The sequence below is a fragment of the Pseudomonas sp. AC355 genome (genome assembly GCF_979258205.1).
In genome coordinates this window covers 2461837-2485149 of sequence record NZ_OZ409843.1, presented here as the reverse complement: position 1 = coordinate 2485149, position 23313 = coordinate 2461837, and the positions used below count along the sequence as shown (strand labels likewise).

The 23313-nt window shown below is 61.5% G+C and carries 20 protein-coding genes; 13 read left to right on the top strand and 7 right to left on the bottom strand.

The window, feature by feature from the left end:
- Positions 1-18: 18 nt before the first annotated feature.
- The 5 genes from ACZ0AI_RS11720 (at position 19) to ACZ0AI_RS11700 (ending at position 7280) form a co-directional block, all read left to right on the top strand.
- Complete coding sequence (locus tag ACZ0AI_RS11720; RefSeq protein ID WP_463565900.1) at positions 19-390, top strand: TFIIB-type zinc ribbon-containing protein; 372 nt, start codon at positions 19-21, stop codon at positions 388-390.
- A 71-nt stretch (positions 391-461) separates the two neighbouring features.
- Complete coding sequence (locus ACZ0AI_RS11715; RefSeq protein WP_042555433.1) at positions 462-701, top strand: hypothetical protein; 240 nt, start codon at positions 462-464, stop codon at positions 699-701.
- An 85-nt stretch (positions 702-786) separates the two neighbouring features.
- Entirely contained in the window at positions 787-6018 is a 5232-nt protein-coding gene (locus ACZ0AI_RS11710; protein ID WP_463565899.1) for a DNA repair ATPase, read from the top strand.
- Positions 6015-6584: a rhomboid family intramembrane serine protease gene (locus ACZ0AI_RS11705; protein ID WP_463565898.1), complete on the top strand. Its 570-nt coding sequence runs from the start codon at positions 6015-6017 to the stop codon at positions 6582-6584. Before ACZ0AI_RS11710 ends, ACZ0AI_RS11705 begins: the two co-directional genes overlap by 4 nt.
- Before the next feature lie 9 nt (positions 6585-6593).
- On the top strand, positions 6594-7280 hold the full coding sequence (locus tag ACZ0AI_RS11700; protein WP_463565897.1) for a phospholipase D-like domain-containing protein: 687 nt from the start codon (positions 6594-6596) through the stop codon (positions 7278-7280).
- Positions 7281-7307: 27 nt separating this feature from the next.
- Here the strand turns inward: ACZ0AI_RS11700 and ACZ0AI_RS11695 are convergent, their stop codons facing one another.
- The 5 genes from ACZ0AI_RS11695 to ACZ0AI_RS11675 form a co-directional block, all read right to left on the bottom strand.
- Positions 7308-8348: a DUF2157 domain-containing protein gene (locus ACZ0AI_RS11695; protein ID WP_463565896.1), complete on the bottom strand. Its 1041-nt coding sequence runs from the start codon at positions 8346-8348 to the stop codon at positions 7308-7310.
- Between the two features lie 127 nt (positions 8349-8475).
- Entirely contained in the window at positions 8476-9906 is a 1431-nt protein-coding gene (rhlB, locus tag ACZ0AI_RS11690) for an ATP-dependent RNA helicase RhlB (protein WP_463565895.1), read from the bottom strand.
- 96 nt (positions 9907-10002) lie between these two features.
- Entirely contained in the window at positions 10003-11166 is a 1164-nt protein-coding gene (locus ACZ0AI_RS11685) for a dipeptidase (protein WP_463565894.1), read from the bottom strand.
- 57 nt (positions 11167-11223) lie between these two features.
- Positions 11224-12162 (bottom strand): GGDEF domain-containing protein, encoded by a 939-nt coding sequence (locus tag ACZ0AI_RS11680; protein WP_463565893.1) that lies wholly within the window; start codon positions 12160-12162, stop codon positions 11224-11226.
- Between the two features lie 204 nt (positions 12163-12366).
- A complete protein-coding gene (locus tag ACZ0AI_RS11675) occupies positions 12367-13026 on the bottom strand; it encodes an alpha/beta hydrolase (RefSeq protein ID WP_463565892.1) in 660 nt (219 codons plus the stop codon).
- Between the two features lie 479 nt (positions 13027-13505).
- Between ACZ0AI_RS11675 and ACZ0AI_RS11670 the strand changes: the two genes are divergently transcribed.
- From ACZ0AI_RS11670 to ACZ0AI_RS11635, 8 genes are all read left to right on the top strand, one after another.
- On the top strand, positions 13506-14534 hold the full coding sequence (locus ACZ0AI_RS11670; RefSeq protein WP_225838937.1) for an amino acid ABC transporter substrate-binding protein: 1029 nt from the start codon (positions 13506-13508) through the stop codon (positions 14532-14534).
- 64 nt (positions 14535-14598) lie between these two features.
- Positions 14599-15777, top strand: coding sequence for an amino acid ABC transporter permease (locus ACZ0AI_RS11665; RefSeq protein ID WP_463565891.1), 1179 nt, complete (start codon positions 14599-14601; stop codon positions 15775-15777).
- 13 nt (positions 15778-15790) lie between these two features.
- Positions 15791-16891 (top strand): amino acid ABC transporter permease, encoded by a 1101-nt coding sequence (locus ACZ0AI_RS11660; protein WP_463565890.1) that lies wholly within the window; start codon positions 15791-15793, stop codon positions 16889-16891.
- Positions 16892-16902: 11 nt separating this feature from the next.
- Complete coding sequence (locus ACZ0AI_RS11655; protein ID WP_463565889.1) at positions 16903-17664, top strand: amino acid ABC transporter ATP-binding protein; 762 nt, start codon at positions 16903-16905, stop codon at positions 17662-17664.
- Positions 17665-17940: 276 nt separating this feature from the next.
- Entirely contained in the window at positions 17941-18447 is a 507-nt protein-coding gene (locus tag ACZ0AI_RS11650) for a nuclear transport factor 2 family protein (RefSeq protein WP_463566132.1), read from the top strand.
- Positions 18448-18552: 105 nt separating this feature from the next.
- Positions 18553-19263 (top strand): phosphatidylcholine synthase, encoded by a 711-nt coding sequence (gene pcsA, locus ACZ0AI_RS11645; protein ID WP_463565887.1) that lies wholly within the window; start codon positions 18553-18555, stop codon positions 19261-19263.
- Between the two features lie 9 nt (positions 19264-19272).
- Positions 19273-19587, top strand: a complete 315-nt coding sequence (locus tag ACZ0AI_RS11640) for a GIY-YIG nuclease family protein (protein WP_463565886.1) — start codon at positions 19273-19275, stop codon at positions 19585-19587.
- Between the two features lie 55 nt (positions 19588-19642).
- On the top strand, positions 19643-20578 hold the full coding sequence (locus ACZ0AI_RS11635; protein ID WP_463565885.1) for a glutathione S-transferase family protein: 936 nt from the start codon (positions 19643-19645) through the stop codon (positions 20576-20578).
- A gap of 331 nt (positions 20579-20909) precedes the next feature.
- Here the strand turns inward: ACZ0AI_RS11635 and eutC are convergent, their stop codons facing one another.
- Complete coding sequence (gene eutC / locus ACZ0AI_RS11630; protein ID WP_463565884.1) at positions 20910-21719, bottom strand: ethanolamine ammonia-lyase subunit EutC; 810 nt, start codon at positions 21717-21719, stop codon at positions 20910-20912.
- Between the two features lie 9 nt (positions 21720-21728).
- On the bottom strand, positions 21729-23123 hold the full coding sequence (locus ACZ0AI_RS11625) for an ethanolamine ammonia-lyase subunit EutB (RefSeq protein ID WP_463565883.1): 1395 nt from the start codon (positions 23121-23123) through the stop codon (positions 21729-21731).
- Between the last annotated feature and the right edge of the window lie 190 nt (positions 23124-23313).

Sequence of the window (23313 nt, the reverse complement as noted above, 5' to 3'; positions counted from 1 at the left end):
ACTTAATAAGGAAATTACATGGACTGTCCAAAATGCCAGGCCGCGATGGAAAAAGTACCGACGCAGGATGGCGTGATCGACCGCTGCATTGCCTGTAAAGGGCTGTGGTTCAACATGCTCGAACACGAAGACCTGAAGCCCTACGCCAAGCAGCTTGATATAGGCAGCGCCGAATTGGGGCGCTCGCAGAACACGAACGACCGTATCAATTGCCCGGAGTGTGCCAATAGCCCGATGACGCGCATGGTCGACCCTGGCCAGCCGCATATTTGGTTCGAGCGTTGCCCAACTTGTTTTGGCAGTTTTTTTGACGCTGGCGAGTTTCGCGATTTGGCATCGACGACCTTGAGTGACTTCTTCAAGCGCTTCTCGTTAACGGCACGCCCCTAGGCGTCCGTTTTTTGTGTGCGCAGGCGCACGCCAGTGCTAAAGAAATGTATTCCCCCGATTAGGAAGCTTGTATGTCAGAACCAAGAGATCATCTGGAAATGACCTTTCGTTCGATCCAGTGCTTTGCCGACGATGGCCGCCTGGATGCAGACGAACTGGGCTCGCTGCTGGCGATCGCTGAGCGCGACGGCGTGATCGATGACAACGAGATTCGTGTGCTGACGCGGATCATCGCCCGCATCAAGCCGGAAGAACTCGACCAGCCGATGCGCGACAAGCTCGCCGAAGTCGCCAGGAAGATCGGTGCCTGAGCACCGCTAGAAATCGCTTTTCGCGCCGCCCTCTCGCGGTAGGCGCGCTTTTGCTTGCAGACAGCGCAGATTCAGGAAGACCACGATGTCGGACGCCCAAGCCGAAAACACCCAGCAGGACATTCTCGACAAAGCCGTTGCCGAAGGCGGTGCCTATGAGGTGCTGCACAAGCGCCTGCAGGAGCAGGGGCTGCGCCTGCGGCAGAATACCGAGGCACTGAACGAGCAGCGTCTGCAGGAGTTCGGCAGCAGTCAGATGGAGGTGACCGGTCGGGTTCGCATCCGTACCGAGAACAACTGCATCGCCCGCGATATCGTCCAGGTCGGCGACTGGCTGCTGTTCGGCTACAACGTGTTCCTCGGCCTGAAGAAGGAAACCGCAGTCGCCGACGTGTTCTCGCTTTATCGGCTGGTGGAAGGTCCGGAGGGTTACGAGGCCGAGTCGATCGCTCTCGATGGCACCTTCCTGGCGCAGAGCGGCTTCGTCAACGACTTCAACGAGCTCTACACCTACTACAAGAACACCCGGCTGCTGCAGCTGGCGATCCGTGACGGCAAGCTGCTAGCCAGCTTCCAGATCGGCGAGCGCATCACCGACATTCGCGTGTTTCGCTGGTCACTGTCACTCGACGGCAAGGACGTGCGCTACATCGACAACCGCGGCGAGCGCGATATCGCGCTGCCGGCGCCGTTCGATTTCGAATGGCAGAAAACCACCCGTGACATGACCGTCAACGGGCGCTTCCCGCACCTGAACATCCTCGACACGGTATTCGTCGAGACCATCGGTGGCGACCTGACGATCAAGGTCGAGAACAACACCGAGAAGGGCGAGGGCATCTACCGCGAAGAGGTGGTGGACAAGACCCAGTCGCTGGACGATGCCCAGGTCGAATTCGCTGCCCTGGGCAGCCTGATTCTGCTGAAGATCCTGCCGTACCGCGAGGAGCAGTGGCGCTATCTGGTGTTCAACCGCCTGACCCGCAAGGTCGAGCGCATCGATGCCATCGGCCTGGCCTGCGTGCAGCTACCCGAAGATCACGGCATCATCTTCCCCGGCGGTTATTACCTGCAGAACGGTCAACACAAGACCTTCGAGCAGTCGATGGCCGGCATGCGCTTCAAGCGCTCGGTGCGTTCGCCCAATGGCGAGGACGTGCAGTACATCTTCTACCACCCGGGCGAAGGCCGGGCGGTACTGCTGACCTACAACATGGTCACCCGGCAGCTGCAGAACCCGATCTTCGGCCACGGCTACGCGCGCCTGGAAGACGGGCGCATGGTGATCTTTTCTGCCGAGGGCATTGAGCCGACGCGCATCCACCCCATGCAGATCTGGCAAACGCCATTCTGCAGCGAGGAGTACGCCGCCCGTCAGCCGGCACGTAGCGGTTTCTTCGGGCGAATCGGCAATGCCGAGCTGGTACGCGGCGTCTCCGACCTGTTCAACCTCAGCCGCGAGATCGACAGCCGCGAAGTCTCGGTGCCGCGCTACACCCTGCTGTGTCAGAACACCCGGCGGCTGTTCGACGTCTATCACTGGCTCAGCGATCCGCAGTGCGCGGGCATGGCACCGTTGCTGCGCGAGATTGCCGCGACCGGCGAGCTGGTGCTCGACGAGTTCGAAAAGGTCGAGAGCATTCGCCAGCAGTCGGCCACGGCCATGGCCAGTGCGGAAAGTCGCCAGAAAGCGCTGCTCGAGAGCCTACGCTCGGAGAGCTGGGACAAGGTCGAGCAGTACGTCGAGGTACTCAACGCCATCACCGCCCAGCGCGGCCAGTTGCTGACCATCCGCGATTATCGCTATATCGACGTGGCGCGTATCGACGCCATGGAGCAGGCTCTGCTCGAAGCCCGCGAGCAGACCGCCGCCGCCACTTCGCGTTACCTGGCAGGCGATGCCGCGCTACAGCCGTACCACGATAATCTGCAGGCACTCGATGCCCAGGCGCAGAAAGCCGAGACCGTGGCGCAGCTGGCCGAACCCCTGGCGGGGCTGGGCGGCATGGCCGCCAACCTGGACATGCTCTCCGGGCTGATGGCCTCGCTGCAGATCGACGATGCTACCGAGCGGACTCGCATCGTCGACGCCATTTCCGAGGTGTACGCCAAGCTCAACCAGGCCAAGGCGCGAGCCGAGCAGCGCCGCAAGGGGCTTGGCTCGACGGAAACCGTGGCGCAGTTCGGTGCCCAGTTCAAGCTGTTCAGCCAGAGCATCACCAACGCCCTGGCGCTGGCCCAGGATCCCGAGCGCTGCGACGAGCAACTGTCGCGCCTGCTGGTGCAGCTTGAAGAACTGGAGAGTCAGTTCGGCGACCACGAGCAGTTTCTCGGCGACATCCTGGCCAAGCGCGAGGAGCTGCTGGAAACCTTCGAGGCCCACAAGCAGACTCTGCTCGACGAGCGTCAGCGCAAGGCTCAGGCCTTGCTCGATGCCGCCCGGCGCATCCTCGACAGCTTGGGCCGCCGCACTGCACGTTTCGACCAGGCCGAGGAGCTGAATGCGTTCTTCGCCGCTGACCCGCTGATTCTCAAGCTGCGTGAACTGGCCGAACGCCTGCGCGAGCTCAAGGACAGCGTCAAGGCCGATGATGTCGAGGCGCGTCTGAAGGGCGCCCGGGATCAGGCCGTGCGTGCACTGCGCGACAAGAGCGAACTGTTCGAAGAGGGCGGTGATGTCATCAAGTTGGGGCCGCGCCACCGCTTCGCCGTCAACACCCAGGAGCTGGATCTGACCCTGCTGCCCCGTGGCGACGCGCTGTTCCTGCACCTGACCGGCACCGATTTTCTCGAACCCCTCCACGACCGCGAACTGGAGTCGCTGCGCGATTACTGGCAGGTGGCGCTGGAGTCGGAATCGGCCGCGCTGTATCGCGGCGAGTTCCTCGCCGGTCTGGTGCTCGACGCCGCCGTGCGTAACGCCGAGGGGCTCAGCCTCGACCTGCTCAAGGTGCAGATGAGCCAGCCCGAGGAACTGATCAAGCGCATTCGCGAGTTCGCGGCCCCGCGCTACAAGGAAGGCTACCAGAAGGGCATTCACGACCAGGACGCCATGGCCATCCTGCTCAGGTTGCTGGCGTTGCGCGAAGGCGCCGGGCTGCTGACCTACACGCCTCTGGCCCGTGGTTTCGCACTGTTCTTCTGGAACCGCTGGCGCGAGGACATGGACGCCGCCCACTGGGCCGAGCGCGCCCACACCTGCGCCAACATCCGCAAGCTGTTCGGTCGCGATGACGGCCTAGTGCAGTTGCGTGCTGAAGTGCTGGCGGCGATGCAGGGTTTCCTGGCACGCCACCCAATGCAGCTCGAGGCGGCACTGTTGCGTGAGGCTGCCGAGTATCTGGTCGAAGAGCTGGCTGCCGAGCGCGTCGAGTTCGTGGTCAGCAAGTACGCCCGCGATCTGCTCGACGGCCTGCGTCAGCACCTGCAGAGCGCACACATGTGGGACGGCTATCTGCAGGCTCAGGAACGCCTGCGCGGAAGGCCCGATCAGCGCTGGGCACTGGCAGAGAACTGGCTGCGTGCCTATTGCGCCGAGCAGAGTGCGGCCTCCCAGGCCTATGTACCCGAGGCCGTGGCCCTCGGCCTGATTGATGCCGAGCTGCCGGTTCGTGTCACCGAGGTGGATCTGCAGGTGCGGGTCGATGGCCTGCTCGGCGATCATCTACGTATCGAGCAAGGCACCCTGGCGTTCGCTCTGGACGATTTCTTCCAGCGCCTGCGTCACCACCGCGAGACCTTCCTGCCGGCTCTGCAGCGTTATCAGGCGTTGCGTCAGGAGGTGGTCAATCGCGAGCGCGATGCGTTGCGCCTGAGCGAGTTCAAGCCACGGCCGCTGTCCTCCTTCGTGCGTAACAAGCTGATCAACGATGTATACCTGGGTGTCATCGGCGACAACCTGACCAAGCAGATGGGCACCGCGGGCGAAAGCAAGCGCACCGATCTGATGGGCCTGCTGATGCTCATCTCGCCGCCTGGCTACGGCAAGACCACCCTGATGGAGTATGTGGCTCACCGTCTCGGTCTGATCTTCATGAAGATCAACGGCCCGGCCCTCGGTCACGAGGTGCGTTCCATCGACCCGGCTCAGGCTCCTGACGCCACTTCCCGCCAGGAGCTGGAGAAGCTTAACCTGGCGCTGGAAATGGGCAACAACGTGATGCTCTACGTTGACGACATCCAGCACACCCACCCGGAATTTCTGCAGAAATTCATCTCGCTGTGCGACGGTACCCGACGCATCGAGGGCGTGTGGAAGGGCCGCACCAAGACCTACGACATGCGCGGCAAGAAGTTCTGCGTGGTGATGTCGGGCAACCCCTATACCGAGTCCGGCGACGTATTCAAGATTCCTGACATGCTGGCCAACCGGGCGGATATCTACAACCTGGGCGATACCCTGGGCGGCATGGAAGAGGCTTTCGCGCTCAGCTACATCGAGAACGGCCTGACCTCCAATCCGGTGCTGGCGCCGCTGGCCACTCGTGATATGGCCGATGTCTATCGCTTCGTCGCCAAGGCCGAAGGCAAGCCGTTTTCCAGCAACGAACTGAGCCACGGTTACAGCGGCGCCGAGGTCAACGAGATCGTCTCCACCTTGCAGCGCCTGATGCAGGTGCGCGACGTGGTGCTCAAGGTCAATCAGCAGTACATCGCCAGTGCTGCCCAGGCCAACGAGTACCGTACCGAGCCCTCGTTCAAGCTGCAGGGCAGCTACCGCAACATGAACAAGATGGCCGAGAAGATCTCTTCGGTGATGAACGACGCTGAGCTGCTGCAACTGATCGCCGATCACTACCAGGGCGAATCGCAGCTGCTGACCACCGGCGCCGAGGAAAACCTGCTCAAGCTCGCCGAGCTGCGTGGCAACCAGACGCCTGAACAGCTCGAGCGCTGGGCGCAGATCAAGCGCGATTTCATGCGCAACAAAGCCATGGGCGGCAGCGACTCCGACATCGGCGGGCGCGTGGTGGCGCAACTCAACGACCTGGTCGAGGGTGTGCGTGGCCTGAGCCGCCTGGGCGAGAGCAAGCCCGCTACGGCCGAGGTGCCGTGGCAAGAATTGCTGGCTGGGCTTGAGCGCCTTCGCGAGGTGAAACCGTCGGTAAAGGTCGCCGTTCAGGCCGCGCCTCAGCCGGGCGTACAGGCGTTGCTCGAACGCCTCGCCGATGGCTTGCAGGACGGCGTGGTGCCGTTGATCAATGCCATGGACAAGAAGATCGATATCGACCTGGGTACCCACAAACGCATGGGCGACATGGCCAGCCAGTTGCGTGAGATCGCTCGCCTGATGGGGCAGGGCGGCGACACGCCGTGACCCTCTGGCTGCTGCCGCGCCTTAAACTGCTGCTCGGCATCGCCGCGCTGATGGTCGTGCTGCAACTGGTCAACAGTCTGGATGGCTATAGCCTGAACCGCTGGGGGCTGATTCCACGGGTGCTGGAAGCGCTCCCCGGCGTACTTCTGGCGCCCTGGCTGCACGGCAGTTGGCTGCACCTGTTCGGCAATCTCAGCGGCTTCCTGGTACTGGGCGCGCTGGCGCTGCTGGAGTCGCGCAGCGAGTTCATTCGCGCCAGCCTGTTCATCATCGTCGCCAGCGGCCTGCTGGTCTGGCTGTTTGGCCGCCCGGGCATTCATGTCGGCTCCAGCGGCTGGTTGTTCGGGCTGTGGGGGTTGCTGTTGGGGCGCGCCTGGTTCCGTCGCAGTTTCACGGATCTGCTGCTGGCGGCCCTGGCCCTGGTGCTCTATGGCGGCTTCTTCTTCGGCCTGCTGCCGCAGCAGGGCGTGTCGTTCGAATATCACCTGGCCGGCGCATTGTGCGGCGGCCTTTACGCTTCATGGCAGCGTGGCGGGCAGAAGCGCCGCGCACGTCGTACTCGATAAGGGGGCAAAATGGACTTCAATCGCCTTGACCAACAACTGCGCGATAGCCTCGCCGATCTCAGACTGAGCAACGAGGAGCGTGACGAGTTACGCGAACTTGGCAACGACCTCTCGGCCGATCAGGTGCGATACCTGCGTAATCGCGCTTTTGCGCTTACCCGCGAGCTGATCGGCAACCCAGAGAATGCGCTGCCAGCGCTGAAGTGGCTGGAGCAGGTGATCAAGACCCTGGAGGTGCGCTGCTCGCCGGTTCGCGGGCATGCCACGGCGCATTTCAGCCCAGGGGAGAGTTGCCGTCAGCGCATTCGCGACCTCTGTCGGCAGGCCCGAGAGTCGGTGGACGTGTGCGTCTATACCATTTCCGACGACCAACTCAGCGACGAACTGATCGCCGTGCACCGTCGTGGCGTGGCCGTGCGAATCATCAGTGACAGTGAAAAGCGCTTCGACGTGGGCAGCGATATCCAGCGACTGATTGATCAGGGCGTGCCGCTGCGCATCGATGACAGCCCCTTCCACATGCACCACAAGTTCGCCCTGTTCGACCGCCGCCTGCTGCTCAATGGTAGTTTCAACTGGACGCGCAGCGCGAGCACCAGCAACGAGGAAAACCTGCTGGTGACCGACGACCCTTATCTGGTCGTCGAGTATGCGCGGGAATTCGACAAGCTGTGGACGCGCTACCGCCCCGGTTGAGCGGTAGCGAGGAGTTGGCCTCCGAGATCAGCGACGCAGCGCTGGCAGAAGCGCCTGCCAGCTGTCTGGCAGGTGTCGGCGCAGGGCGCTGGTCATCGCTTCACGGCGTTTCTGGTAGAGCAGACCCAGGCCGATGACGGCCAGGCCGATCAGACTGACCACCACCGGGAACAGCAGCGAGTCCTCGAACACGTCGTGGGCCAGGTAGCCGAGATAACCCGCCACGCCCAAGGCGCCGAAGACCATGAACAGCGGCCGACGCAGCAACACGGCGAGGCCGATCAGGCCCAGATTGATCAGGCAGTAGAGCAACTTGCCAAACTCGCTGCCGCTGTCCATCAGGCTCAGACCGCCCCAGAAGGCGGTGAGCCCTGCCAGGTAGCCCCAGAAGGCAAAATCCTGTTTGCTGCGCCCGTCGACCAGCAGGCTGCCGAGCAGAATCAGCAGGCCGAACCACAGGGAGACATCACGGCGCTGTTCCCAACTGAAGTACTCGCCATGCAGCAGCTCGCTGAGATCCATCGACATGAACCAGAGTGCCACGGCAATCGGCATGACGATGAACGGGAAGGGCATCAGGCGAAGTACCAGCAGACCCACCACGATGGTCGCCGCCTCCATGAACAGCCAACCGCCTTGGATGTAGCGGTAGTAATCGACGTAGTCGGTTTGCGTGTCGCCCAGCGGCCAGAAGCCGAATACCCGCTGCCCGGCGAATACCACCAGCGGCGTCATGCTCACTGCCACCGCTGCCAGCAGCCCGCCGGGAATCGGCTGGCCGCGCTGCCACAGGCTGCGGCCGGTGAGCAGAAACAGCAGTAGGTAAGTGCTGCTGATCAGCAACAGAGCGGTGTCACCGATACTCATCCAGGCTTCGGTCATCAGCCAGCCCATGGCGCCGATGATCAGCAGCGCACCGAAGTAATAGGCCACGTGGGAGAGTTGAAAGCTGGGGCGGCTATGCGGGTCGTGCTGGAGAAAATCCAGCAGGGCCTGATCCTGGCCGGGCTGCAGAACGCCGGCCTGGACGGCGCGGCTCAGGTCGCTGCTGTCGATCTTGAGTGTCATGAACGAATCCCTGTACTGGCGTGACACCTTGTCGGCCGGTGCAGGCACAGGGCGCTACGCGATGAAGCGGTAGATGGAGCGGCCAGAGCGATCAATCACTCTGGCCGACACTGCTTGGTGGCTGCTGTCAGTTCTTGCGCGGTACCGGTTTGAGCAGCTCTTCGGGCGGCATTTCACAGGCGATCTTGCGGCCCAGCAGCGCTTCGATGCCAGGCAGTGCGTAGGCGTCGTCTTCGCCAGCAAAGCTGATCGAGGTGCCGCTGCTGCCGGCACGGCCGGTACGACCGATACGGTGTACGTAGTCGTCCGGGGTTTCCGGCAGGGTGAAGTTGATGACGTGGCTGATGGCATCCACGTGAATGCCACGGCCGGCAACGTCGGTGGCAACCATCACGCGGATCTTGCCTTCGCGGAAGCCTTCCAGCGCGCGGATGCGTTTGTGTTGCGGCACATCACCAGACATTTGCACGGCGCTGATGCCGTCGCGGGTCAGGCGTTCTTCGATGCGCCGCACTTCGTCCTTGCGGTTGGCAAAGACCATGACGCGAATCCAGTCGTTCTGGGTGATCAGGTTGTACAGCAGCTTGTATTTATCGCTGCCGGCCACGGCATAAACATGCTGTTCGACCGTGTCGCTGGCGACGTTCTCTGGTTCGATCTCGACGATGGCCGGGGCGGTGGTCCACTGCTTGGCCAGGTTCATCACGTCTTCGGTGAACGTGGCAGAGAACAGCAGGGTCTGGCGCTCACCCTTCATCGGTGTTTGGCGGATGATCTGGCGAACCTGGGGAATAAAGCCCATATCGAGCATGCGGTCGGCTTCGTCGAGCACCATCACCTCGACCATATCCAGGTGCACTTCACCGCGTTGGTTGAAGTCCAGCAGACGGCCCGGGGTGGCGACCAGGATGTCGCAGAAGCGTGATTCGAGCAGCTTGAGCTGCTTGTCGAAATCCATGCCACCAACGAAGCTCATCACATTCAGGTTGCTGTACTTGGTCAGGTCGGCGGCGTCTTTGGCGATTTGCACAACCAGCTCGCGGGTCGGCGCGATAATCAGTGCCCGTGGCTCACCCATGTAGCGGTCTTTGGGCGGCGGGGTCTGCTGCAACTGGGTGATGATCGAGATCAGGAAGGCCGCTGTTTTGCCTGTACCGGTCTGGGCGCGGCCGATGGCGTCTTGGCCCTTGAGGGTGTAGCCCAATACTCCAGCCTGGATTGGCGTGCAATAAGGAAACCCGAGGTCGTGGATGGCGTGCATCAGCTCCGGTGACAGGTTGAAGTCGTGGAAGCGAGTCTTGCCAGGCGCAGGCTCGGTCTTGAAGTCTTCGAGCTTCCACGTATCGACGGGCTTGGTCACGCGTTCGCGGCGAGGTTTTTCCGGCTTGCTCTGGGCGGGCTGCGTAGCGGCGGCCGAGTCTTTCGCGTGCCGCGGTTGGCGTTCCTCGCGAGCAGGGCTGGCGGGCGGCGGGGAGGGCTCGAGGGTCGTGGAGACTGAGCTGTGTGGCTCATTTTCGGTTTTGCCGAATATTTTTTTGAGTGCTTTGAGCACGGTCATCTCGTCGGTTGATTAAGGAATGAACGGCGGTCAGTGTAAAGCAAGACGCGTACATGGCGAAGTACCCTACCGATAGCGCCGTTTCAGGGCTAGCGATCAACCAGGCGGCAGGCTTGCAAGCAGCAGGCGCTGGACGTTGCCACCCATGATTGCGGCTATCTCTTGCCGACTGAAACCGGCGCCGAGCAGGCCTTCGGTCAGTTGTGCGAGGCCGCTGACATCGAAAGGTGCATGGATGGTGCCGTTGAAGTCCGAGCCGAGCGCGACATGCCGAATGCCGACCAGATCAGCGGTGTAGCGAATCGCCTTGACGATGGCGGCTACCGAGGTCGCGCAGACGGCCGTGTCCCAATAGCCGATACCAATCACCCCGCCGGTGGCAGCAATGGCGCGCAGGTGCCGGTCGCTCAGGTTGCGGGTACCGGGGCAGGTGCCTTCGACGCCGCCGTGGGAGACCAGCAGCGGGCGTGTGGCGATGGCCAGCACGTCATCCATCAGCGGGCGTGAGGCATGAGCCAGATCGATCAGCATGGATTTTTCTTCGAGGCGGGCGATCACCTGCCTGCCTAGCGGCGTCAGGCCACCCTTTGCCAGGCCGTGGGCCGAGCCGCCGATCTCGTTGTCGAAGAAGTGGGTCAAGCCAGCCATGCGAAAGCCGGCATCGTAGAGACGGTCGACGTTAGCCAGTTGTCCCTCGAGCGGATGCAGACCTTCGGTGGCCAGCAGGGTCGCAACACGGCGGGGATCCTGGTTCCAGGCTTGCAGGAAGGCGGCCAGATCGGCCCTCGTCCTGATCAGCACCATGTGGCCATCGCTGCCTGCCGTCGCCTCCCGCAACTTTTCGGCCTGGTGCAGGGCGCGCTGCAGCAGGCTGTTCCAGGTCGCCCGAGGCCAGCGCTGGGCCATGGCGAGCAGGGTGATGGTGTCGCTATCGGCAGCGTTGCTCTCGTAGTTCAGACCGCGTGGCGATTGGGTCACGGTGGAGAACACCTGCAGGCCGACACGGCCTTCCAGCATGCGTGGCAGATCCGAGTGCCCGTAGCTGTATCGCTTGAGCAGATCGCGTTCCCAGAGCAGCGCGTCGTCGTGCAAGTCGGCGATGAACAGGGTGTCATGCAAACGGGTGGCTGCCTCACTGGCGGGGTAAGGCGCTGGTGATTCGACGCTGTTCATGCGCCGGTCGAGGATGCTGGGCAAGGTGAAGAACATACCTGCGGCAACGATAAGGGCAACCGGAACGATCAACAGGCGTTTACGCATCGGGAGCATCCGCAGAAAGATATGGGTTCTGGCAGCATGCCACGCGGTGACGGCATTTCAGTGACAGAGGCGGTTGCGGCCTGCGTCTTTGGCCCGGTACAGCGCTTGGTCGGCGCGCTCGATCAGGTTGTTCAGGCTGTCTTTTTGCGTCATCTGCGTTAGCCCAAGGGAAATGGTTACACCCGGCTGGGCGCCGAGCGGTGAGTAGAAAGCGCTGATCTGCTCCAGGCTTTCACGCAGGCGTTCGGCTATGTCAATGGCCTGCTGCAGCGACAGCTCCGGCAGCAAAACCACGAACTCTTCACCACCGAAGCGAACCAGGCTGTCGCGTGCGCGTAACTGCTTGCGTAGGGTGTGGGTAACCAGGCACAGGGCATAGTCGCCAGCCAGGTGCCCGTGTTGATCGTTGTAGTCCTTGAAGTGGTCGACATCGAGCATCAGCAGGTTCAGGGGCTGATAGCTGAATAGGCAGCGGGTGCGTTCGCGTTCGAATATATGCTCAAGCCAGCGCCGATTGAAGGCGCCGGTGAGCTTGTCGACATTGGCGTTCTGCTCACTGTCGATCAACTGCCGGTTGCCCTGGCGTACACGGCTGCAGAGCACTTCCAGCAGATTCTGCATCATCTGCGGTGACTGTTGGAACAGTGTGCTCAGGGCGTCACGGTGTAGGCGCAGAACGCTGCTAGGCTCGGTGACCACCACATAAGCGCTGGGGTGCCCGTTGTCGATAAAGCTGATCTCGCCTGCGCAATCGCCTGGGCGTAGGGTGTTGACCGGCTGGTTGTCCAGAGAGCCCAGGTAAACCTTGAGGCCGCCGTTGACCACGATATAGAGGTACTGATTGCGCTCGAACGGCGAGAGCAGAACTTCGCCGGTATCCAAGTCGCAGGGGCGAAAGGAGTCGAGCAGTCGCGTCAAACTACTGAGTGCGACGTTGTTGAACAATCGCAAATGACGAATCTGCTGGAGATCGGTCTGCCAATGGGCGGCCTTCATGGCATCAGCATCCTTGCTCGACAACGATTAACGATTGGCACCGCTAACGCTCCCTGGGTCGATGACCCCATTCATGGCGAAGGTAGGAGCCATATCTCAGCGACAGTATCCGGCGGCTGAGGGGTTGACAATGAACTTGCGTAATGGCCTGGGTTGTCAGTGTGCGGATTGTGATATCCATCACATCTCCGCGTCTCGCGGAAATTACCGTTGCAGACGTGCTGCCAACCAGGCGCCGATATCGCGTATTTCTTCCTGTAACACTTCATGGCCCATGGAATATTCCTGCCACGTTACGGCGACATCGCGCGCGCGAAGCCAATCGTAGGCGGCGCGGCCCATATCAGGCAGCACCACAGCATCCTGATTGCCGTGCAGGCAGTGCACCGGTATGCCGCGTTGCAGGTCGCTCAGCGGTACTTGATCGGAAAAGGTCGGTGCGTAGGTGGAAAGTGCCAATACGCCACCCAGTGGGCCCTGCCAGCGCAAAAACGCGGTATGTAGCACCACTGCACCGCCCTGCGAAAAGCCGGCAAGGAAGATACGTGCTGGATCGATGCCGTCGTCGCGCTGTGCTTCGATAAGGTCGATGACCTGTTGTGCCGATTGCTCGAGTTGGTCGCGATTGATCGCCCGGGCCGGACTCATGGCGAGAATGTCGTACCAACTCGGCATCTCCCAGCCACCATTAATGGTCACTGCTCGCGTAGGTGCCTGGGGCAATACGAAGCGGGTACTGCGTAGCGACTGCTGCAGCGCTTCGGCTACCGGTTGGAAGTCGAAGCGGTCTGCACCCAGACCGTGTAGCCAGATGACGCAGGCGTCCGCGGGAAGTGGGGACTGAAGTACCAATGTGGTGTTCATGTGTTGCTCCATTGTGGGGCCTTCGCTCTTTTTTGGTGCGATGTACTTTTTAGGCACTACGCTAATCCGTGAACAAGATGTCGCAAGATTACAAGTTTCGCCCTTGACCTGCCCATGCCATGGGAAAAAACAAGGGATGGTATGGGCTTTGCTATAAACCTGAAGACTGATGTCGTTGGCCTTATGCGGTAACACCGCCTACGGTTACGGAGCAGACGGGAAAGCCGATTTGATGGGGTTTCCAAAAGGTTCGCAGGGCGCTGCATGCCAGGCGATTTGCAAATTTGCTATCCGTCTCAGGCCCGTTCACCAATGGGCCGGTGCGAGAGTTGATGACCCACACTCGAACAGGTCCTACACTCGCGCCGAGGTCTGGTCACTGGTCGACACCGTTGCTGCCAACAGTGTCGACATGCCCCAAAAGGGTACGGCGATCCGACTGAGACTCCAACACAACAAAAGCAACCGGAGAATGTTCAATGAAGATGGTTAAAACCACCCTGGCGATGTTGACCGCCGCCGCCGTTCTGGGCGCTGCAGGCATGGCCCACGCCGGTGCCACCCTTGATGCTGTGGTAAAGAAAGGTTTCGTACAGTGCGGCGTCAGCGATGGCCTGCCGGGCTTCTCGGTACCAGATGAGAAGGGCAACTATCAGGGTATCGACGTCGATATCTGCCGCGGTGTAGCCGCAGCGGTATTCGGTGACGCGACCAAGGTCAAGTACAGCCCCCTGACCGCCAAAGAGCGTTTCACCGCGATTCAGTCCGGTGAAGTCGACATGCTCTCGCGTAACACCACTTGGACCAGCTCGCGCGACGGCGGCATGGGCCTGGTTTTCACCGGCGTGACTTACTACGACGGCATCGGCTTCCTGGTTAACAAGAAGCTGGGCGTTGCCAGCGCCAAGGAACTGGATGGCGCGACCATCTGTATCCAGGCAGGCACCACCACCGAGCTGAACGTCTCCGACTACTTCCGCTCGAACGGCCTGAAGTACACCCCCATCACGTTCGACACCTCCGACGAGAGCGCCAAGTCTCTTGAAGCTGGCCGTTGCGACGTGCTGACCTCCGACCAATCGCAACTCTACGCACAGCGCATCAAGCTGGGCGCACCAGGTGATTGGGTTGTACTGCCGGAAGTGATCTCCAAGGAGCCGCTGGGCCCGCTGGTTCGTCGTGGCGACGAAGACTGGATGGCTATCGTCAAGTGGACTCTGTTCGCCATGCTCAACTCCGAAGAGCTGGGTGTCGACTCGAAGAACGTCGAAGCCCTGGCCAAGGAAACCAAGAACCCTGACGTCGCCCGTATGCTGGGTGCCGATGGTGAGTACGGTAAAGATCTCAAGCTGCCGAAGGACTGGGTTGTCCAGATCGTCAAGCAGGTCGGTAACTACGGTGAAGTCTTCGACCGTAACATCGGCAAAGGCAGCGAGCTGAAAATCGAGCGTGGCCTCAACGCTCTGTGGAACAAAGGCGGTCTGCACTACGCTCCTCCAGTGCGTTGATTGACCTGTCGCCCGGCAGCCTGCTGCCGGGCGATTTTCGTTCCGTTATACCTGGGGCATTCCCATGCAGAAAAACATCGGCGCACCGCAGGGGTTCTCCCTCAGCGATCCACGTGTGCGTGCCTGGCTATTCCAGATCATTACCGTTGTGGCCGTGGTCGCAATGGGCTGGTTCCTGTTCAGCAATACACAGACCAACCTGCAACACCGGGGCATTACCTCCGGCTTCGATTTCCTTGAGCGCAGTGCCGGCTTCGGCATCGCCCAACACCTGATCAGCTACACCGAAGCGGACAGCTATGCCCGCGTTTTCGTTATCGGGCTGCTCAACACGCTGCTGGTGTCCATCATCGGTATCGTGCTGGCCACCTTCCTCGGCTTCCTTATCGGTATCGCGCGGCTTTCGCCGAACTGGATGATCAGCAAGCTGGCGACCGTCTACATCGAAATCTTCCGCAACATTCCGCCGTTGCTGCAGATTCTCTTCTGGTACTTCGCCGTGCTGCTGCCACTGCCTGGTCCGCGCGCCAGTATCAGCTTGGGCGACAGCTTCTTCCTCAGTAACCGTGGTTTGAACATGCCCGCCGCTGAAGCGACTGGCGCCTTTTGGCCGTTCATGGTTGGCGTGCTGATCACCATTGTTGCCATCGTGCTAATGACCCGTTGGGCCAACAAGCGCTTTGAAGCCACAGGCGTGCCGTTCCACAAGTTCTGGGTTGGTTTGGGATTGGCGATTGTCATCCCGACGCTGTTCGCCTTGATCTTCGGCAGCCCGCTGCACTGGTCGCTACCTGAGCTCAAGGGATTCAACTTCGTTGGCGGCTGGGTGATGATCCCGGAACTGCTGGCGCTGACCATCGCGCTGACCGTCTACACCGCGGCCTTCATCGCCGAAAACGTGCGCTCCGGGATCAACGCGGTCAGCCACGGGCAGACCGAAGCGGCTCGCTCTCTGGGCCTGCGCCCGGGCCCGACCCTGCGCAAGGTGATCATTCCCCAGGCCATGCGGGTGATCATTCCGCCGCTGACCAGCCAATACCTGAACCTGGCGAAGAACTCCTCTCTGGCGGCCGGCATCGGCTATCCGGATATGGTGTCGCTGTTTGCCGGTACGGTACTCAACCAGACGGGGCAGGCCATCGAGGTGATTGCTATCACCATGAGCGTGTACCTGGCGATCAGTATCAGCATTTCCCTGCTGATGAACTGGTACAACAAGCGCATCGCGCTGATCGAGCGGTGATGGACCTAGCGCAATGAGCACGACCCATACTTTCAAACCGGATCAGCCACCACCCAGCGCCAGCGTTGGTGTGGTGGCCTGGATGCGTAGCAACCTGTTCTCCAGCTGGCTTAATACGCTGCTGACCTTCTTCGCCATCTACCTCATCTGGCTGATGGTGCCACCGCTGCTCAAGTGGGCGTTCATCGACGCCAACTGGGTGGGCACCACCCGCGCCGACTGCACCAAGGAAGGCGCTTGCTGGGTGTTCATCCAGGCGCGCTTCAGCCAGTTCATGTACGGCTTCTACCCTAGCGAGCTGCGCTGGCGTGTGGATCTGACCGCGGTGCTGGCAATCGTTGGCGCTGCGCCGCTGTTCATTTCCAAGTTCCCGCGCAAGGCCTTCTACGGCATTGGTTTTCTGGTGATCTACCCGATCGTCGCCTGGTGCCTGTTGCACGGTGGTGTGTTTGGTCTGGAAACCGTACCGACCAGCCGTTGGGGCGGCCTTATGCTGACGCTGGTGATCGCCGCCGTCGGTATCGCCGGTGCGCTGCCGCTGGGCATTCTGCTTGCCCTGGGGCGTCGCTCCAATCTGCCTGCGGTAAAAGTGGTTTGCGTGACGTTCATTGAGTTCTGGCGTGGCGTTCCACTGATCACCGTCCTGTTCATGTCCTCGGTGATGCTGCCGCTGTTCCTGCCTGAAGGCATGAGCTTCGACAAGCTGATGCGGGCGCTGATCGGAGTGATTCTGTTCCAGTCGGCCTACATCGCCGAAGTGGTACGTGGTGGTCTGCAGGCGATTCCCAAGGGGCAATACGAAGCAGCTGGCGCCATGGGCCTGGGCTACTGGCGGATGATGGGTCTGGTGATCCTGCCGCAAGCGCTCAAGCTGGTGATCCCGGGCATCGTCAACACCTTCATCGCCCTGTTCAAGGACACCAGTCTGGTGATCATCATCGGTCTGTTCGACTTGCTCAACAGCGTCAAACAGGCAGCAGCCGACCCGACGTGGCTGGGCATGGCGACCGAGGGCTATGTGTTCGCCGCCCTGATTTTCTGGATTTTCTGTTTCGGCATGTCCCGTTATTCCCTCCATCTGGAGAGGAAACTGGACACTGGCCACAAGCGTTAGGAGTCACTTAGATGAGCGAAGCAAACAAGCAACCCAGCGCCGAGCCGATCATTCAGTTGCAAGGCGTGAACAAGTGGTATGGGCAGTTCCACGTACTCAAGGACATCAACCTGGATGTGCGTCAGGGCGAGCGCATCGTGCTCTGCGGGCCGTCGGGCTCGGGCAAGTCCACGACCATCCGTTGCATCAACCGTCTGGAAGAACACCAGGCCGGTCGCATCGTGGTCGATGGCACCGAACTGACTCGCGACCTCAAGCACATTGAAACCGTGCGCCGCGAAGTGGGCATGGTGTTCCAGCACTTCAACCTGTTCCCGCACCTTACCGTGCTGCAAAACTGCACGCTGGCGCCGATGTGGGTTCGCAAGATGCCCAAGCGCAAAGCCGAAGAAATCGCCATGCACTTCCTCGAGCGCGTGCGTATTCCCGAGCAGGCCCACAAGTATCCGGGGCAACTGTCCGGTGGGCAGCAACAGCGTGTGGCCATCGCCCGTGCCCTGTGCATGAAGCCGAAGATCATGCTGTTCGATGAGCCGACCTCGGCACTCGACCCGGAAATGGTCAAAGAAGTACTCGACACCATGATCGGTCTGGCCCAGGACGGTATGACCATGCTCTGTGTGACCCACGAAATGGGCTTTGCCCGTACCGTGGCGGATCGGGTGATCTTCATGGACAAGGGCGAGATCGTCGAAGAGGCCGAACCAAACGCCTTCTTCGATAATCCGCAGAACGAGCGTACCAAGCTGTTCCTCGGGCAGATCCTGCACTGAGAACGAGCTTACGATCTGCTGCGCGTCGGCCCTGCGGCGTTAAAAACAGGCTCGGAATGCTCATGTACAAAAGTACACTCCGCTTCCTCGCCTGTTTTTGCCTTGCAGGGCTCTAGCTCGCTAGATCGAAAGCGCGTTCTTGATGGTGGATGCGTATTTGAAGGGAGCCTCAGGGCTCCCTTTTGCGTTCTGATGAGGGCGTATCAATGGCCGATATGCCCATCGTCGGATTGGCGTTTTGCGGCGATACTCTGCGTATCGCCAAGGAGCTCAACCATGTCTCACCCGAATGCCGATGTGATCACCCGTTTCTACCAGGCCTTCCAGCAGCTGGATGCCGAGCGCATGGTGAGTTGCTACGCGCCTGATGTCCGTTTCAGCGATCCGGCATTTGGCACCCTGACCGGTGACGACGCCGCAGACATGTGGCGCATGCTGACCACCCGCGCCAAGAAGTTCTCCCTGACCTTCAGTGATGTGCAGGCCGATGCCAATGGTGGTAGCGCCAGCTGGGTAGCCACTTACCTGTTCAGCCAGACCGGCCGCACGGTGGTCAACCGTATCCAGGCGTCGTTCGTGATTCGCGACGGATTGATCGTCGAGCACCGCGATCACTTCGATATGTGGCGCTGGTTCGCGCAGGCGCTGGGTTTTCAGGGCATGCTGATCGGCTGGACGCCGTTGTTAAAAAACGCCGTGCGTCGAAAGGCCAGGAGCGGTTTGCGTCAGTTTCAGTCCTCCCGTGCGTCAGACGAACATCAAGGTGTAGAAGCGCGCAGCTGAACGGAGTGGTAGGCTTCTCGGTCTGAATCTTCATCGATGAATGGCCCTGTGCATGTAAAGGGTCGGTTCGTTGCGTGAAAGTCCGTCTACCAGAGTATTTCGATCATGAGTGTTATGTCGCTATCACCCAGTAAAGCCAAGGCATGGAGCGTTCACGCGGTAACCGCCAGCGGGGTAATCCTTGGCATGTTGGCGCTGCTCGCGCTGATTGAGGGGAGGGCGGAAAGCTGCCTGCTGTGGCTGGGATTAGCGCTGCTGGTCGATGGCCTGGACGGCACGCTGGCACGTAAGTACGACGTCAAGGTGGTGCTGCCGCACTTCGACGGTTCGACCCTCGATCTGGTGATCGATTACCTCACCTACGTGTTCATCCCGGCGATCTTCGTCTATCGCTTCATCCCGCTGCCCGAGTACACGCTGCTGCTGTCCGTGGGCATCATTCTGCTGTCGTCGCTGTTCTGCTTCTGCAACGTCAACATGAAGAGCAAGGACAACTACTTCGTCGGCTTCCCGGCGGCGTGGAACGTGGTGGTGGTGTATCTCTATCTGCTCGACTTCCAGCCGTGGGTGACCTTCCTCGTCATCATGATACTGGCGGGCCTGACGCTGACCCGCATGAAGTTTCTGCACCCGTTCCGGGTCAAGCAGTTCATGGCGCTGAATATCGCGGTGACGATGATCTGGATGCTCGCCTGTGCAGGACTGATTATCCAGTTCCCGACCCAGCCGCTGTGGTTGCTGGCACTGTGGGGCCTGTCTTCGGCGTACTTCGTCGGTATGTGCGTATGGCGCTCTGCCCGCGAATGGTTCGCTTGATCGCCGGCAATGAGCGCCACGCCGGATAAGGTCTGGTTCGTCTACCTGGTGCGCGCCGCCAATGGCGCGCTCTATTGCGGCATCAGTGACGATCCACTGCGCCGCTTCGCCCAGCACCAGAGCGGCAAGGGCGCCCGCTTCTTCTTTTCCAGCCCGGCAGTGGCCCTGGTCTACAGCGAAAGCTGTACCGGCAAGGGCGACGCGCTGCGCCGTGAGCGGGCGATCAAGCGGCTGGGCAAGGGCGCCAAGGAGGCGCTGGTGGCCACCGGTAGCCTGATGCATGTCCTTGATGAGCACTCATCAGCCCCAATGGGTTCTGCCTAGTGCCAGCAGCAAGCTGAGTTAAGCTGCAGGCCTCATCCGTTCCCGGAGGTCTCCAATGTCTGAGCTCATCCTGCACCATTACCCCACGTCGCCCTTCGCCGAAAAGGCGCGTCTGTTGCTGGGTTTCAAAGACCTGGCCTGGCGCTCGGTGCAGATTCCACCGGTAATGCCCAAGCCAGACCTCACCGCCCTTACCGGCGGCTACCGCAAGACGCCGGTGCTGCAGATCGGTGCCGATATCTACTGCGACACTGCATTGATCGCGCGCCGCTTGGAAGTCTTTCAGCCGCAGCCGGCGCTGTTGCCGGACAACCGGGCGTTCGCCATCACCGCCTTCGCCCAATGGGCCGACTCGGTGGTGTTCCAGCATGCGGTCAGCCTGGTGTTCCAGCCCGAGTCCATCGCCGTGCGCTTTGCCAAGGCACCCCCGGAGTTCGTCCAGGCCTTTATCGCTGACCGCGCCAAGCTGTTCGCCGGTGGGCAGGCCAGCCGTTTGCCCGCCGAGCAGGCCAAGCACCAGTGGCCGGCGTTCATGGCACGTCTGCAGGCGCAACTGGAGGCGGGTGGTGGTGACTTCCTGTTCGGTGAGGCGAGCCTGGCCGATATCGCCATGGCTCACCCGCTGTGGTTCCTGCGCGCGACGCCGGTGACCTCGCCACTGGTCGATGGCTACCCGGCCGTCGCGACCTGGCTGGATCGGGTGCTGGCACGTGGGCACGGCAAGCCCGAGCCGTTGAGCAGTGAGGAGGCCATCACGGTGGCGCGTGAGACTACTCCGGCACCCTTGCCGGCAGAGACGTTCAGTGACCTCAACGGTTTCGCCAGCGGTCAGGCCGTGGCGATATCGGCCATCGACTACGGCGTGGATGCCGTAGAAGGCGAGTTATTGTTCGCCGGGGTGGAAGAGCTGATTGTGCGCCGCGAGGATCCCCGCGCCGGGATCGTGCACGTGCATTTTCCACGGCTTGGGTTTCATATTGAAGGGCGTTAGTCGTTGCGGTTGCTGAAGGGTGGGACGGTAACCCACTTTCCCCTGTGGGAGCGTGCGGGGACGCCTAGTCCATGGCCGTGATTTTTTCGCGGGCATGGCCCGCTCCCACAGGTACTGTGCAATGGCCGCATTTAGCTTTCGGGGCGGAGGATGGGCCGGGCCGCGTAGGTGCAACCCATTGCCATCCTGGGCTTCCTCACCAGGGCGCGTTGATCGGTAGAGAATTCGATAAAGATCGCGGCTAAAGCCCCTCCCACAAGCAGCATCAACCGTGGGAGCGGTTTTAGCCGCGAGAGGTTTGGCAGTCGGCCTGACCCATCGGTCTACTGCTTCAACGCTGATCCGGGAGCAGGAAGTTGCCCGGCCCGGCGTTTTCCAGGGTCGGCACTTCGGCTTCGTCCTTGAGGTCGACGCCCGATAGCTGGCGTCGGCAGGCCTCACGCATCAGGTACATCAGGCGGAAGGTCGCCATGCCGTAACTCAGGCCTTCCAGGCGCACGTTGGAAATGCAGTTGCGGTAGGCGTCATTGAGGCCTACCCGCGGCGCGAAAGTGAAGTACAGGCCCAGGCTGTCGGGGGAGCTGAGGCCAGGGCGTTCGCCGATCAGGATCACCGTCATCTTCGCCCCCAGGCGTTCGCCCACTTCGTCCGCCACCGCGACCCGGCCCTGTTCGACCAGGGTGATGGGCGCCAGTGTCCAGCCTTCTTCGCCGAGCTGATCGAGCAGCCTTTCCAGAAACGGCAGGCTGTGGCGGCGCACGGCCAGTGACGACAGGCCATCGGCGATGACGATAGCCAGGTCGTAACCACGGCCCTTTTCTGCGGCGTACTCATCCAGCGCGGCGGCGGACTCCTCGTTGAGGCGTCGGCCCAGATCCGGGCGTTGCAGGTAGGTGTGCCGATCCGTCGCGGCACTGTGCACCAGCAGGGTGTCGAGCCCACGCCCCTGCAGCTCCTCACGCAGGCCCTCATGGTCAAACGGCAGGTGCACGGCGTCACGGGCCTGCGCATGGGCGAACTGGAAGTCCAGCTGCGCGGCAGTTGGCAGGCTGGTGCCCGCCCGCCCGAGGGCGATACGGGCCGGGGTCAGTTGCCGCAACTGCTGCCAGGGGTTTTCGGTAGCGGGGGATTTGTCTGACATGACGTCCTCTTAAGCCAGTTGCGCCAAGGCTTTGCGGAACACCGGCGGCAGTTCGTCGCCCATGCGTAGTTGACCGCCCTGTTGCTGGAAGATGCCCATGCGCGCCAGCCACTGTTCGAATTCCGGCGCTACATGCAGGCCGAGCACCTTGCGCGCGTAGAGGGCATCGTGGAACGAGGTGGTCTGGTAATTGAGCATCACGTCGTCGGAGCCGGGAATGCCCATGATGAAGTTGATACCGGCGGTGCCGAGCAGGGTCAGCAGCGTATCCATGTCGTCCTGATCGGCTTCGGCATGGTTGGTGTAGCAGATGTCGCAGCCCATGGGCACGCCGAGCAGCTTGCCGCAGAAGTGATCCTCCAGGCCCGCGCGGATGATCTGCTTGCCGTTGTAGAGGTACTCGGGGCCGATGAAGCCGACCACGGTGTTGACCAGAAACGGGTTGAAGTGCCGCGCGACGGCGTAGGCGCGGGTTTCGCACGTCTGCTGGTCGACGTCGTGGTTGGCGTTGGCCGACAGGGCGCTGCCCTGGCCGGTTTCGAAGTACATCAGGTTGTTGCCCAGGGTGCCGCGCTTGAGACTCAGGCCGGCGTCGTAACCTTCCTGCAGCACCTTGAGGGTGACCCCGAAACTGGCGTTGGCCGCCTCGGTGCCGGCGATCGACTGGAACACCAGATCCAGCGGTGCGCCGCGCTCGATGGCGGCGATGGAGCTGGTGACGTGGGTCAGCACGCAGGATTGGGTGGGGATTTCATAGCGCTGGATGATCGCATCGAGCATGTCCAGCAGGGCGCGGATCGAACTCGCGCTGTCGGTGGCCGGGTTGATGCCGATCATCGCATCGCCATTGCCGTAGAGCAGGCCGTCGAGAATGCTGGCGGCGATGCCGGCCGGGTCGTCGGTGGGGTGGTTGGGCTGCAGCCGGGTGGACATCCGCCCGCGCAGGCCCACCGTGTTGCGAAAACGCGTCACGACACGGATTTTTTGCGCGACCAAAACCAGATCCTGCACACGCATGATTTTCGACACGGCAGCCGCCATCTCCGGCGTCAGCCCCGGCGCCAGGGCGCTCAGGCTGTTTTCGTCGGCGGCTTCACCGAGCAGCCAGTCGCGCAGGCCGCCAACCGTGAGGTGGCTAACCGGGGCGAAGGCGGCTGCATCGTGGGTGTCGATAATCAGCCGGGTGACTTCGTCCTTTTCGTAGGGGATCAGCGCTTCCTGCAGGAAATGCTTGAGCGGTACGTTGGCCAGGGCCATCTGTGCCGCGGCGCGTTCGGCATCGCTTTGCGCGGCGACCTCTGCCAGATAGTCGCCGGAGCGCGCCGGGCTGGCCTTGGCCATCAGCTCGCGCAGGCTGTCGAAGCTCCAGGTCATGTTGCCGATGGTATGAGTGAAGCGAGCCATATCCTTTCTCCCGGGCACCTCTAAAAACTACCTGCGTTGTCATCGCTGCGTTGAAAACAGGCTCGGAATGCTCATTTACAACTCGTAAACTCCGCTTCCTCGCCTGTTTTCGCCTTGCGCTGACTGCCTCGCCTACGTTTTTAGAAGTGCCCTCATTGTCGTGGCCGCCGGAGCGGCCACTTGGGGTCAA